The organism is Amycolatopsis sp. NPDC114484 (assembly GCF_055633755.1).
The window spans coordinates 172,874-185,521 of record NZ_JBVKDQ010000011.1; the positions used below are offsets into that span (position 1 = coordinate 172,874).

The 12,648-nt window shown below is 69.8% G+C and carries 11 protein-coding genes and 2 pseudogenes; 11 read left to right on the plus strand and 2 right to left on the minus strand.

Going from position 1 to position 12,648, the window contains the following annotated elements; all coding sequences use genetic code 11:
• Positions 1–33 precede the first annotated feature (33 nt).
• A pseudogene (locus ACZ7SW_RS26195) lies at positions 34–243 on the minus strand (RNA polymerase sigma factor); the annotation flags it as partial.
• A 382-nt stretch (positions 244–625) separates the two neighbouring features.
• On the opposite strand from ACZ7SW_RS26195, the gene ACZ7SW_RS26200 reads away from it, so the two are divergent.
• The 11 genes from ACZ7SW_RS26200 to ACZ7SW_RS26250 all read left to right on the plus strand — a co-directional run bounded on the left by ACZ7SW_RS26200 (position 626) and on the right by ACZ7SW_RS26250 (position 11,580).
• The gene (locus ACZ7SW_RS26200) at positions 626–1,522 is read left to right on the plus strand and encodes a nitroreductase/quinone reductase family protein (RefSeq protein WP_470232995.1); all 897 of its coding nucleotides are present in this window, start codon (positions 626–628) and stop codon (positions 1,520–1,522) included.
• A 602-nt stretch (positions 1,523–2,124) separates the two neighbouring features.
• Positions 2,125–3,675 carry a sugar transferase gene (locus ACZ7SW_RS26205; RefSeq protein WP_470232996.1) on the plus strand — a complete coding sequence of 517 codons (1,551 nt, stop codon included), beginning with the start codon at positions 2,125–2,127 and terminating at the stop codon, positions 3,673–3,675.
• Positions 3,676–3,830: 155 nt separating this feature from the next.
• Positions 3,831–4,442 (plus strand): malonic semialdehyde reductase, encoded by a 612-nt coding sequence (locus ACZ7SW_RS26210; protein WP_470232997.1) that lies wholly within the window; start codon positions 3,831–3,833, stop codon positions 4,440–4,442.
• Positions 4,443–4,597: 155 nt separating this feature from the next.
• A complete protein-coding gene (thrS, locus tag ACZ7SW_RS26215) occupies positions 4,598–6,643 on the plus strand; it encodes a threonine--tRNA ligase (RefSeq protein WP_470232998.1) in 2,046 nt (681 codons plus the stop codon).
• Positions 6,640–7,182, plus strand: coding sequence for an HIT family protein (locus tag ACZ7SW_RS26220; RefSeq protein ID WP_470232999.1), 543 nt, complete (start codon positions 6,640–6,642; stop codon positions 7,180–7,182). Before thrS ends, ACZ7SW_RS26220 begins: the two co-directional genes overlap by 4 nt.
• Before the next feature lie 50 nt (positions 7,183–7,232).
• Positions 7,233–7,763: a MarR family winged helix-turn-helix transcriptional regulator gene (locus ACZ7SW_RS26225; protein WP_470233000.1), complete on the plus strand. Its 531-nt coding sequence runs from the start codon at positions 7,233–7,235 to the stop codon at positions 7,761–7,763.
• A 100-nt stretch (positions 7,764–7,863) separates the two neighbouring features.
• Complete coding sequence (gene pgsA / locus ACZ7SW_RS26230; RefSeq protein WP_470233001.1) at positions 7,864–8,511, plus strand: phosphatidylinositol phosphate synthase; 648 nt, start codon at positions 7,864–7,866, stop codon at positions 8,509–8,511.
• Entirely contained in the window at positions 8,508–9,410 is a 903-nt protein-coding gene (locus ACZ7SW_RS26235; protein ID WP_470233002.1) for a phosphatidylinositol mannoside acyltransferase, read from the plus strand. Before pgsA ends, ACZ7SW_RS26235 begins: the two co-directional genes overlap by 4 nt.
• Positions 9,411–9,427: 17 nt before the next feature.
• Positions 9,428–10,570, plus strand: a complete 1,143-nt coding sequence (locus ACZ7SW_RS26240) for a glycosyltransferase family 4 protein (RefSeq protein WP_470233136.1) — start codon at positions 9,428–9,430, stop codon at positions 10,568–10,570.
• A complete protein-coding gene (locus ACZ7SW_RS26245; RefSeq protein WP_470233003.1) occupies positions 10,567–11,052 on the plus strand; it encodes an NUDIX hydrolase in 486 nt (161 codons plus the stop codon). Before ACZ7SW_RS26240 ends, ACZ7SW_RS26245 begins: the two co-directional genes overlap by 4 nt.
• A gap of 15 nt (positions 11,053–11,067) precedes the next feature.
• Positions 11,068–11,580, plus strand: coding sequence for an XdhC family protein (locus ACZ7SW_RS26250; RefSeq protein WP_470233004.1), 513 nt, complete (start codon positions 11,068–11,070; stop codon positions 11,578–11,580).
• Between the two features lie 10 nt (positions 11,581–11,590).
• Here the strand turns inward: ACZ7SW_RS26250 and ACZ7SW_RS26255 are convergent.
• A pseudogene (locus tag ACZ7SW_RS26255) lies at positions 11,591–12,579 on the minus strand (5'-nucleotidase).
• Between the last annotated feature and the right edge of the window lie 69 nt (positions 12,580–12,648).

Here is a 12,648-nt window from a genome sequence, read left to right on the forward strand (position 1 = left end):
GTTGCGCACGATGCGGAACATCCACGACGCGAGCGCGGCCGTCGCCCGCAGCGTCCCGATCTTGCGGAACAGGACGATCATCGCCTCCTGCGCCGCGTCCTCGGCGTCCTGGCTGCTCGCGCACAACGAGAACGCGAACCGGCGGACGTGCGGGTACGCACCGGAGACCAGCACGGCGATCGACGCCTCGTCGCCGCGCTGCGCCGCCAGGACGAGCTGGTCGGCGGGCCAGGACTCAGCCACGCTTCGACCTGCCGCGCGCTCGCAGGAACACCACGCAGCCGCACACCAGAACCGCCACGACCACCACTGCGACAATGACTACGGTCATCGAACCTCCTTCGACGCGTCGGCCTCGTGGCCGCACCTCAATAAGAGCGGTCGGCCCGGCGAAAGGATTCAGCCGCGCGAAGATCGGCGGCTGTGCTAACTTAGCCGTGCGCCCCGTATGGGCCTACGCATGGAGGTTGTGGCTAACCAGCCAGCACAGAGATCGGGCTCTCCGTCTCTCGCAGTTCCGCGGATCCGTCAGCCGGATCGCTGCGCCATGCCTGTGCCTGCGGGGTCTTTTCGCGTCCTGTCCTGTGCTCGATGCCTCCTTTCCGGAAAAACCGAAAGGAATTGTGTGAGCAACGATTTTCACCGTCGGCTGATCGCCGAGTTCCGCGCGAATCGCGGCGCGCTGGGCGGCATGTTCGAGGGCTGGTCGCTGGCCGTGCTGACGACGACCGGCGCGAAGACCGGTCTGAGCCGGGAGGTGCTCCTCGGCTACCTGCGGATCGACGGCGACGGGGTGGTGGTCGCCTCGGCGAACGGGGCGGACCGCAATCCCGCCTGGTATCACAACATCCGGCGGAATCCGATCGTCACTGTCGAGACCGGCCGCGACACTTATCGCGCGATCGCCGCTATTCCGCGAGGACCGGCGTACGAGAAGCTATTCGCGCGGGTGGTCGCCGAGGCTTCGGGTTATGGCGATTACCAGGCGAAGACGACCCGCGAGATTCCGGTGGTCGTCTTGCATCGGATCGAAGCGCGGCCCGGGGAAGAGCGGGTCAAGGGAATGGGCGATTGGCTCGTCGAAGTGCACCAATGGTTCCGCGGCGAGTTGCGGGCGCTGCGCGAGCAGGCGGACGGCTTGGCCGATGGCAGCGCGACCGCGATCGTCCGGCCGAAACCGGACTTGGCTCAGGAGATGCGCACCCACTGCCTCAGCTTCTGCACCGCGCTTCGCCGACATCACGTCGGCGAGGACTCGGTCGTGTTCCCCTCTCTGGCCGAACAGTTCCCGGCGCTCGCCCCGGCCATCGCGCAGCTCGCCGAGCAGCATCAGGCGGTGGCGCGGCTGCAAGACTCGATCCGGGGGCTGGTCGACGGCTTCGTCCCGGGCGAATCCGACCCGGCGAGGCTGCGGGCCGAACTGGAGCGGCTTGCCGGCGAGCTGGAGGCGCACTTCGACTTCGAGGAGCAAGCCGTGGTGACCGCGCTCAACGCGACGGCTGCGGCGCCGCCGACGGTCTGAGCGAAGACCTGCGGGTTTCGAGTGTCCAGTGTGGACCTGACCCCGCCGCGAAGACGGTTTCCGGGCTAATCCGGGAGAAATGTGCGGCGGGGTTCCCGGCCCGGCGGAGGGCCCGCCGAGAATGGTTCAGACCACCCGAATGGTCGAAGACCGGACGACCTGCGCATTTCGGAGCGGATTGCATTGCGGGCAAAGGAAATCGGCGAGTCGGCGCAGTGCTTGTGCCCGAACGGCGGTTGGGGCGGGTTCGCCCGCGGCCGGTGACCCGCGCGGGGGAGCTGAATCGGCTGCGGGCCTGCTGGGCCGTTCGGTGTAGGTAGTGGGAAACTTGACTACTGCGGGTAGTTCTGGTTGCCGAGCCAGCGTGACCCATCGTGACATTCCCGTTATCTTCCCGGTGCTTCTTGACGGGGAAGACTCGCAGGCCGTGGCTGGGAAATCTCTGTAACACCGCTCGCTGACCACCCGATACCTTGGCGAGTGTCACACCTTCGGCCGTGAGGAGCCGGACCGCTTGATGATCACTGACTGTGATCGACGGTCTTGACTCAGCGTGCCGGTGGCGATCAGGTCCGGGGAGCTTGCGTAGCGCGGGAGGACTGATGGAAGAACCGGTGCGGCCCTGGCCCGCGGACGGCGTTTCGCTGCCGCAGGTCGACCTTCGGGCGGTCCCCGCGCCGCCGGTCGACGTGGCGGCCCCGCCGCCCGGCCGTGCCTCCGGCGACCGGCTCGACCCGGCGGTTGTCTGCCCGGCGGAGGGGGATCCGCCGAAAACGCACGCCGCGGAGTGGGAGAAGCGCTACCGCAGGACGGTGATCGCCTCGGATCTCGTCGCGGCCTGCGCGGTGATCGCGATCAGCGCCTTCGTGATCGACCGGCTCGCCCCGCACGACATGCACGCGTTCGGCACCGCGTTCGCGATCCTGTGCGCCCTTCCGGTCAGCCGGGCGTGGAGCGCGCGGGTGCTGGGGGAGGGCCCGGAGGAGTACCGGACGCTGGGCCGGGCGCTGATCACCGCGGCGGTCCTGGTCGCGTTCGGCGGATTGTTGTTCGGCGCCCTTGAGGTGCAGCCTTGGGTGTTTTTCGTGGTTCCGGCCGTCGCGTTAGTGCTGTTTCCCCAGCGATATGTGCTTCGGCAGATTCTGCACCGGAGACGGCGGCGCGGGCTGTGCCTGCTGCCGGTGATGGCGGCGGGCAACGCGGAAACCGTCGCGGACCTGATCAAGCGGACCCGGACCGAAGCGCACGTCGGGTGGCGGGTCGAGGCGGTCTGCACGTCCACCGGGCACGGAGAGATCGAGGGCGTGCCGGTCGTCGGACGGCTCGAGGAGCTTTCCCGGCACGTGCGCCGCGGCGGGTACCGGGTCGTGGCCATCACCGCCGACCAGTACTGGAATCCCGAGCGGCTGCAGCGGCTCGCCTGGGATCTCGAAGGCACGTCGTCGGAAATGGTCGTCGCGCCGGTGCTGATGGAGGTCGCCGGGCCCCGGCTGAACGTCAGCGGAGTGCTGGGGATGCCGCTGCTGCGGGTCACCGCGCCCGCGTTCTCCGGCGGACGCCGGCTGGTCAAGGAGGTCGTCGACCGGTGCGGCGCGGCGTTGCTGCTCGCGCTGTTTTCGCCGCTGCTGCTGGCGATCGCGGTAGCGGTGAAGGCGGGCGACCGGGGTCCGGTGGTCTACCGGCAGCGGCGCATCGGCAAGGACGGCGAAGCCTTCACGATGCTCAAATTCCGCACCATGGTCGTGAACGCGCACCTGATCCGGCACGACCTGGAGACGGCGAACGAAGGCGCGGGACCGCTGTTCAAAATGAAGAAGGACCCGCGCGTCACGAAGGTCGGCGGGCTGCTGCGCCGGTATTCGCTCGACGAACTGCCGCAGTTGTTCAACGTCGTCGCCGGGCGGATGTCGCTGGTCGGGCCGCGGCCGCCGTTGCCGGAGGAGACGGCGACATACGCTCCGGCCGCGCGCCGCAGGCTGCTGGTGAAGCCGGGGCTGACCGGGCTGTGGCAGGTCAGCGGGCGCAGCGATCTGTCCTGGGACGAGAGCATCCGGCTCGACCTGCGCTACGTCGAGGACTGGTCGCTGGCTCTCGACCTGGTGATCCTCTGGAAGACCTTCCGTGCCGTGCTGGCCGGGCAGGGTGCCTACTGACCTGCGGGAATTGTGCCGACGACGGCCGCCGGTCCGCGAGGGACGGCGGCCGTCTCCCGTGCGCTGAGTCACAACCGTGCCGGACGAGAAATAGTCAAGCGTTCAACCATGTTGGTGCCGTGCGTAGGCGACAGCACGGAAGGAACGACGGACCGATGACTACTTTCGCAGAGTCCCAGCAGCTGCAGGTGCCCGCCGAGGTGCAGGACCTGCTGTTCCGCGAGGCGCGCACGGCCAACAGCTTCAGCGCCGAGCCGGTGACCGACGAGCAGGTCCGCGCGATCTACGACCTCGTCAAGTGGGCCCCGACCTCGATGAACACCCAGCCGCTGCGCGCGCTGGTGATCCGCAGCGACGAGGCGAAGCAGCGGCTGCTGCCGCACATGGCCCAGGGCAACCGCGCCAAGACCGAAGCCGCTCCGCTGACCGTGATCCTGGCCGCGGACGTGGACTTCCACGAGAACATCCCGCAGACCTTCCCGCACAACCCCGGCGTGAAGGACAACTTCGCCGACGAAGCGGGCCGCGTCGAGTTCTCCAAGCTGAACTCGCTGCTGCAGGTCGGCTATTTCATCATCGGCGTGCGCGCCGCCGGACTGGCCGCGGGCCCGATGACCGGCTTCGACTCCGCGGGCGTGGACAAGGAGTTCTTCTCCGGCAACAACTGGCGTTCGCTCGTCGTGGTGAACGTCGGCAAGCCGGGCGAGAACCCGTGGTACGACCGCCTGCCGCGGCTCGACTTCGACCAGGTCGTCGACACGCTCTGACCCTTCTTTCGCCGCCGAGAGGCCGCCCCGCACGCCCGGGGCGGCCTCTCGGCGTCTCCGGGCAGTGTTGGCTGACGGCGGTCGAATCCGCGAACCCGCCGCCGACTAGCATCAGCGGAAGCCGTTCCAGTCACTTCTCCCGAAGGAGCCCGATCGTGTCCCAGCCGTCGTCAGTCGCCGCCGTACCCGCCCCGCGCGTGGTGGTGCCGGCGGGCACTACGGCGGGCGCCGCGGTGCGCGAAGCCGGGCTGCCCACCAAGGGCCCGGACACGATCGTCGTCGTCCGCGACGCCGACGGGAAGCTGCGCGACCTCGCGTGGGCCCCGGAAGCGGAGGCCCTGGTCGAAGCGGTCGCGGCGAACACCGAGGACGGCCGCGGCGTGATCCGGCACTCCGCCGCGCACGTGCTCGCCCAGGCCGTGCAGCAGGAATTCCCGGACGCCAAGCTCGGCATCGGCCCGCCGGTGCGCGATGGCTTCTACTACGACTTCGCCGTCGAAAAGCCGTTCACGCCCGAGGATCTGCAGAAGCTCGAGAAGCGGATGAAGCAGATCGTCAAGGGCGCGCAGCAGTTCTCGCGCCGCGTCTTCGCCTCTACCGACGAGGCGAAGGAAGAGCTGGCGAACGAGCCGTTCAAGCTCGAACTGGTGGACCTCAAGTCCGATGTGGACGCTGTGGACACCAGCGAGGTGATGGAGGTCGACAGTTCCTCCTCGGGCGAGCTGACCATCTACGACAACCTCGACCCGCGCACCAAGGAACGCGTGTGGAGCGACCTCTGCCGCGGCCCGCACGTGCCCACCACCAAGTTCATCCCGGCCTTCAAGCTCACCCGGGTGGCGGCCGCGTACTGGCGCGGCAACGAGAAAAACCCGCAGCTGCAACGGATCTACGGCACCGCGTGGGAATCGGCCGAGGCGCAGGACGCCCACCTCGAGCGCATCGCCGAGGCGGAGCGCCGCGACCACCGCAAGCTCGGCGCGGAGCTGGACCTGTTCTCCTTCCCCGAGGAGATCGGCTCCGGGCTGCCGGTGTTCCACCCCAAGGGCGGCATCATCCGCCGCGAGCTGGAGAACTACTCGCGCCGCAGGCACGAGGAGGCCGGCTACGAGTTCGTGAACACGCCGCACATCTCCAAGGGCGACCTGTTCCACACCTCCGGGCACCTGCCGTACTACGCGGACACCATGTTCCCGCCGGTGCAGTTCGAGGAAGAGGACTACTACCTCAAGGCCATGAACTGCCCGATGCACAACCTGATCTTCCGCTCGCGCGGGCGGTCCTACCGCGAACTGCCGCTGCGGCTGTTCGAGTTCGGCACCGTCTACCGCTACGAGAAGTCCGGCGTCGTGCACGGCCTCACCCGCGTGCGCGGCCTGACGATGGACGACTCGCACATCTACTGCACCAAGGAGCAGATGCCGTCCGAGCTGCGGTCGCTGCTCAAGTTCGTGCTGGACCTGCTGGCCGACTACGGCCTGTCCGACTTCTACCTCGAACTGTCCACCCGCGGGGACTCGGACAAGTTCATCGGCGAGGACTGGGAGTGGGAGGAGGCCACCGAGACGCTGCGCCAGGCCGCCGTCGACTCCGGCCTCGAACTGGTGCCGGACCCGGGCGGCGCGGCCTTCTACGGCCCGAAGATCTCGGTGCAGGCGAAGGACGCCATCGGCCGCACCTGGCAGATGTCGACCATCCAGCTGGACTTCAACCAGAACAAGCGCTTCGGCCTGGAGTACACCGCCTCCGACGGCAGCCGCCAGCGGCCGATCATGATCCACCGCGCGCTGTTCGGGTCGATCGAGCGGTTCTTCGGCGTGCTGACAGAGCACTACGCGGGCGCGTTCCCGGCGTGGCTGTCGCCGGTGCAGACGGTCGCCATCCCGATCACCGCCGACCAGGTCGAGTACCTGCGCGGCGTGGAGAAGGCGTTGCGCGCCAAGGGGATCCGCGTCGAGGTCGACGCGAGCGACGACCGGATGCAGAAGAAGATCCGCACGCACACCACGCAGAAGGTGCCGTTCCTGCTGCTGGCCGGCGCGAAGGACGCGGAGGCGGGCGCGGTGTCGTTCCGGTTCCGCGACGGCGGCCAGATCAACGGCGTCCCGGTGGACCAGGCGGTCGAGGCGATCGCCGAATGGGTCGCCCGGCGGGAGAACGCGTCGCCGTCGGCCGAGGCCGTGGAGAAGATCCTGAAGTGACCGAGCCGGAACTCGTCGAACAGGACGGGGCCGGGGTCCCGGACGCGCTGCAGCGGCTGTGGACCCCGCACCGGATGGCCTACATCCGCGGCCAGGACAAGCCGGACGGCGACGAGTCCGACGGCTGCCCGTTCTGCCGCCTGCCCGGCCTCGGCGACGACAAGCGCGCGCTGATCGTCGCCCGCGGGGAAACCGTGTTCGCGGTGCTGAACCTGTACCCGTACAACCCGGGGCACCTGATGGTGGTCCCGTACCGGCACGTCGCGGACTACCCCGACCTGAGCGCCGAGGAGACGCGCGAGCTGGCCGAGTTCACCCAGCACGCGATGGGCGTGATCCGGGCGGTCTCGGCGGCGCACGGGTTCAACATCGGGATGAACCAGGGCGTGATCGCCGGTGCGGGCATCGCCGCGCACCTGCACCAGCACCTGGTGCCGCGCTGGGGCGGCGACGCGAACTTCATGCCGGTGATCGGCCACACGAAGGTGCTGCCGCAGCTGCTCGGCGAAACCCGCGACCTGCTGGCGGGCGCGTGGTGAGGCCGGTCGCGCTGCGGTAATTGAGTGCTCAACCAGCGTATGATGACGATATGTCCGAACCACGCTGGCTGACCGACGAAGAGCAGCGGGTCTGGCGCGCCTACGCCCAGGCCAGTTCGCTGCTGCACGCACACCTCGAAGGACAGCTGCAGCACGAGTCGGGCATGCCGCACACGTACTACGAGGTGCTCGTCGCGCTGTCCGAAGCGGACGGACGGCGGCTGCGGATGAGCGAGCTCGCGTCGGTGCGCGGTTCGTCGCGCAGCAGGCTGTCGCACGCGGTGGCGCGGCTGGAGGCCAAGGGCTGGGTCCAGCGCGAGTCGTGCCCCACGGACAAGCGCGGGTCGTGGGCGGTGCTCACCGACTCCGGGTTCGCCGCGCTCGAGGAAGCCGCGCCCGGGCACGTCGAGGCGGTCCGGGAGACGCTGTTCGACCAGCTGTCGGCCGAGCAGGTGCGCCAGCTCGGCGAGATCTCCGAGGCGATCCTGGCCGGGCTGCGGCCCAAGTGCCAGGCCGTGCGAGAGGCCGAAGAGGCAGCGGAATTCGCCGCGCCGGTCGTCGAACTGCCGAAATCCGGCTGACGTTCCGGCGGGTCGCGGGCGGGCACGTCCGGTCCGGAGAGCGGGGTCGATAGGCTTTCGTCGCCCACCCGCCCCCGAATCAGGTGCACAGACGAGGAAGATGCTCAACATTTTCGCCCGTGCCTCGGTCTCCCGCGTGACGGACCCGATCGGCGCCACCCTGGTCCGCGCCGGACTGACCCCGAACGCGATGACCGTGCTCGGCACCGCGGGCGCCGTGGCGTGCGCGCTGGTCTTCTTCCCGCAGGGGATGCTGCTGTGGGGCACGTTCACCGTGTGGGGCTTCGCGATGCTCGACCTGCTCGACGGCGCGATGGCCCGTGCCCGCGGGTACGGGACGCCGTTCGGCGCGGTGCTCGACGCGACCTGCGACCGGCTGGTCGACGGCGCGCTGTTCGCCGCGATCGCGTGGTGGTGCTTCGTGCAGGACCACAACAACCGGGCCGCGGCCGCCGCGCTGATCTGCCTCGTGCTGGCCCAGGTCATTTCCTACGTGAAGGCCCGCGCCGAAGCGTCCGGCCTCGAAGCCGACGGCGGGCTGGTGGAACGCGCGGAGCGGCTCATCATCGCGCTGGTCGGCACCGGACTGCACGGCCTGGGCGTGCCCTACACCGTGGAGATCACGCTGTGGCTGCTCGCCGTGCTGTCGGTGATCACGCTGCTGCAACGGGCGGCGGCGGTGGCGAGCGCGGCGCGGGCGGTCGCGGCGAAACAGGCCGATTCCTCGGCGGGCGGGACGCAACCGTGAGCACACTGTCCCAGCGGCTCGGCGAGTTCGGCTACGCGACGGGCTGGCGGCTCGTCCGGCGGCTGCCGCGGTCGTTCGGGTCGGCGACGTTCGCCTTCGGCGCGGACATGGCCGCCCGGCGCGGCGGCGGGGGAGTGCGGCAGCTGCGCGCCAACCTCGCCCGCGTCGTGCCGCAGGCCGGGGAAGCGGAGCTGGACGAACTGGTCCGGCGCGCGATGCGGTCGTACGCGCGGTACTGGTTCGAGACGTTCCGGCTCCCGGCGATGGACCACGCGGCGGTCGCGAAGCAGGTGACGGTGACCGGCGCGGAGAACATCGACGCGGCGCTCGCCGAGGGCAACGGCGCGGTGATGACGCTGCCGCACAGCGGGAACTGGGACATCGCGGGGGTCTGGCTCGCCAGTTACGCGGGCACCTTCACCACGGTCGCGGAGCGGCTGAAGCCCGAATCGCTGTACCGCCGCTTCGTGTCGTTCCGCGAATCGCTCGGCTTCGAGATCGTGCCGCTGACCGGCGACAGCGCGGCGATGCGGCTGCTGCTGCGGCGGCTGCGCGAGAACAAGGTGGTGGTCCTGCTGGGGGACCGGGACCTGACGTCGTCCGGGATCCCGGTGCGGTTCTTCGGCGAGCAGACGCACCTGCCGCCCGGTCCGGCGCGCCTCGCCGCCACCACCGGCGCCGCGCTGCTGCCGACCGGCTGCTGGTTCACCGAGGACGGCTGGGAGATCCGCATCCACCCGCGCATCCGCGTCACCGCGCGGGCCGAGGTGCCCGCCGCGACGCAGGCGCTGGCCGACGTGTTCGCCGGCGACATCGCCGCGCATCCGGCCGACTGGCACATGCTGCAGCCGTTCTGGCCCGCCGACGCCGCGGCGACGACGCTGGAAGAAGCGAGCTGACCCCGGTGGCGCGCGGGTTGAAGATCGGGATCGTGTGCCCGTACTCGTTCGATGTTCCCGGCGGGGTCCAGGGGCACGTGATCGACCTGGCGCGGGCGTTGCTCGAGCGCGGGCACCGGGTGTCGGTGCTGGCTCCGGCGGACGAGGACGCGCAGCTGCCGGATTTCGTGCACCCGGCGGGCAAAGCGCTGGGGATCCCGTACAACGGCTCGGTCGCGCGGCTGCAGTTCGGGCCGGTTTCCTACGCCCGGGTGCGGCGGTGGATCCGGGACAACGGCTTCGACGTGCTGCATCTGCACGAACCGGCCGCGCCGAGCCTGTCCCTGCTGGCGCTGAAGGTCGCGGACGGGCCGATCGTCGCCACCTTCCACACCGCCACGACGCGCTCGCGGACGCTGGCGGCGTTCCAGCCGGTGCTGCGTCCGCTGCTGGAGAAGATCACCGCGCGGATCGCGGTGTCCGCGCTGGCCCGGCGGGTGCAGGTGGAGCACGCGGGCGGCGACGCGGTCGAGATCCCGAACGGCGTCGACGTCGACTTCTTCTCCCGGGCCCTGCCGCTGGAGGGCTACCCGCGCGCGGGCGGGACGATCGGGTTCGTCGGGCGGTTCACCGAACCGCGCAAGGGCATGGACGTGCTGCTGGAGGCCGCGCGGCGACTGCTGCCGGAGTTCGAGGACCTGCGGCTTCTCGTGGTCGGCCGGGGCGAGCCGGACCAGCTGCGGCGGATGGCCGGGCCGCGGCTGTGGCCGCACATCGAACTGCTGGGCCAGGTCGACGACGAGACGAAAGCCCGGGCGCTGCGCAGCGTGGACGTCTACTGCGCGCCCAACACCGGCGGCGAGAGCTTCGGGATGATCCTCACCGAGGCGATGGCCGCGGGCACTCCGGTGCTGGCCAGCGGTCTCGATTCGTTCCGTCGCGTGCTCGACGACGGCCGCGCCGGGCTGCTCACCACCACCGGCGACCCGGCCTCCCTGGCTGACGGCCTGCGCGAACTGCTGGGCGATCCGGCGCGCCGGGCGTCGCTCGCGGCCGCGGCGGGCGAGCGCGTGACGGCGTACGACTGGGCGGTCGTGGTCACCCAGGTGCTGCGGGTGTACGAGACCGCCATCGCGGCGGATCCCCGGCTGGTCGCGGCGGGGGAGCGGGAGCTCGCGTGACGGTCCTGGTGTGGCTGCTCGTGGCGGCGGCCGCGGTCGTGGTGCTCGGCGGGCTGTTCCTGGTCGCGACCGCGAACCGGCTCGACCGCCTGCACGTCCGGACCGACGCCGGCTGGGCCGCTTTGGAAGCTGCTCTCGCGCGCCGGGCCGTGGTGGCGCGGGCGGTCGCCGCCGTACTGCACGACGGTGCCGATCTGCACGCCGCGGCCGCGCGGGCGGAAGATGCCCCGCGGCCCGACCGTGAGGCAGCGGAGAACGAACTGACGCTGGTCCTGGCGCGAATCGACCGGTCCCGGCTGCCGTTGGTGCTCGCCGAGGAACTGACCGACGCCGAACACCGGGTCGTCATCGCGCGCCGCGTGCACAACGACGCGGTGCGGGACACGCTGGCGCTGCGGCGTCGCCGGAAGGTGCGGTATTTCAAGCTGGCCGGGACCGCGCCGTTGCCGGAGTACTTCGAATTCGCCGAACCGGACCTCTGAGGCAGACTGAGGCGCATGACGACCGAACCCGATGCCTGCGCCGTCGCACACGGCGAGGTCGAAGAGCCGCCCGCCGAACGGACCCTGGTGGCCGTGTTCTCCTCGCCGGTGGCCCAGTACCTGCTGCGCTACGCGGCCGATCTGGGTTACCGCGCCGTGCTGTTCGAGCCGGACGAGGCGCGGGCCAGCGACGCACCCGAGGGCGTCGAGGTCCGCACGACCGCACCCTCGCCGGGGCCGGACGCGGACGTCGTGGTGACCGACCACCACCGGCCGGAACTCGGGACGGTCCTGCAGGCCGCGCTGGCGGTGCCGACGCGGTGGGTGGGCGTGCTGGGCAACCCGCGGCATCCGGGCCCGCACGTGGAAGCGCTGCGGGCGCTGGGGGTGGCGGAACCGGACATCGCGCGGGTGCACCGGCCGGTCGGGCTGAACATCGGCTCGCGGACTCCGGCGGAGATCGCGGTGGCGACACTGGCCGGTCTGGTGGCGGACCGGAACGGGCGACCGGGCGGCTTCGAGTTCTGACCCGGTGGGGTCAGGGCTGCGCGTTCAGGACTCCGAAGGGGAAGTGCACGCTCGGTACTCGGGTGGTCGTGTCGAGGTGGCGTATCTGATCGTCGAAGAAGATGTGCGGCTTCAGCACGTCGATGACGGTGCCTTTCTCGATCCCGCCGAGGAAGAACGCTTCGTTCACGGTGGCGCCCCAGTCTTTGAGACTGGTGACCGCGCGCTCATGAGACGGCGCGCTTCGTGCTGTGACAAGGGAAATACGAAGACGCCTTTGGTATTCGGGGTCGTCCTGGAGGCGTTTCCGCTCGAGTTCCTGCAGCCGGTTGAGACCGGCGAGGAAATCGTTCAACGGTCCGGGCGAATGCGGTGTCACGGCATTGGCGGTTTCATAACTGTGGAACTCCTGGAGCGAGCCGTTCTGCATGACCTTCTCCGCCTTGTCGTCGGCCAGCACGCCGTCGAAGTCGCGACCCGCAGTTCGTCGTCCTCGTCGTCCACGAACGACGATTCCATCACCCGCCCTGCCGGGAGACCCTGGCCAAGAGCCTGTCGGACATCGTTCTCGTTGGCGGAGAGGAAAAGCGACATGTTGAGTGCCCGCATGTAGGCATGCGGAGACCGGCCCTGCGTGAAAATCGCCCGGGTGATCGGCAATCCGCGGTGCTGGATCGACCGCATCACCCGGAGCCCGGTGTCCGGGCTGTTGCGGGAGAGAACCATGACCTCGACCGGGGGATCATTCTCTTCCGCAAGGTTGTTCAGCGACAGCAGGCGCCTGATGAAGGGGAAGGCGAAACCCGGTCTCAACGGATTTTCGAGGTTGTCTTCCTGGTAGGCCCGGTACGCGTCTTCCCCTTGCGATTTGAAGACCGTATCGGATTCCTGAAGGTCGAACAGCGCGCTGGACGCAACACCCAGGACAAGTCGCTCGGTCAATTCATACGACATTTCCGTCCGCCCTTCTCCGCGGCTCGACATCGCCGTCGAGCATTCATCGAGAAGGTCGCGGACCATCCGGCAAGTGTTGCTCTCTGTAACCGATGAAGAGCCGATCCGCCGCCGAGCCGTGACCCGGAACCGGGG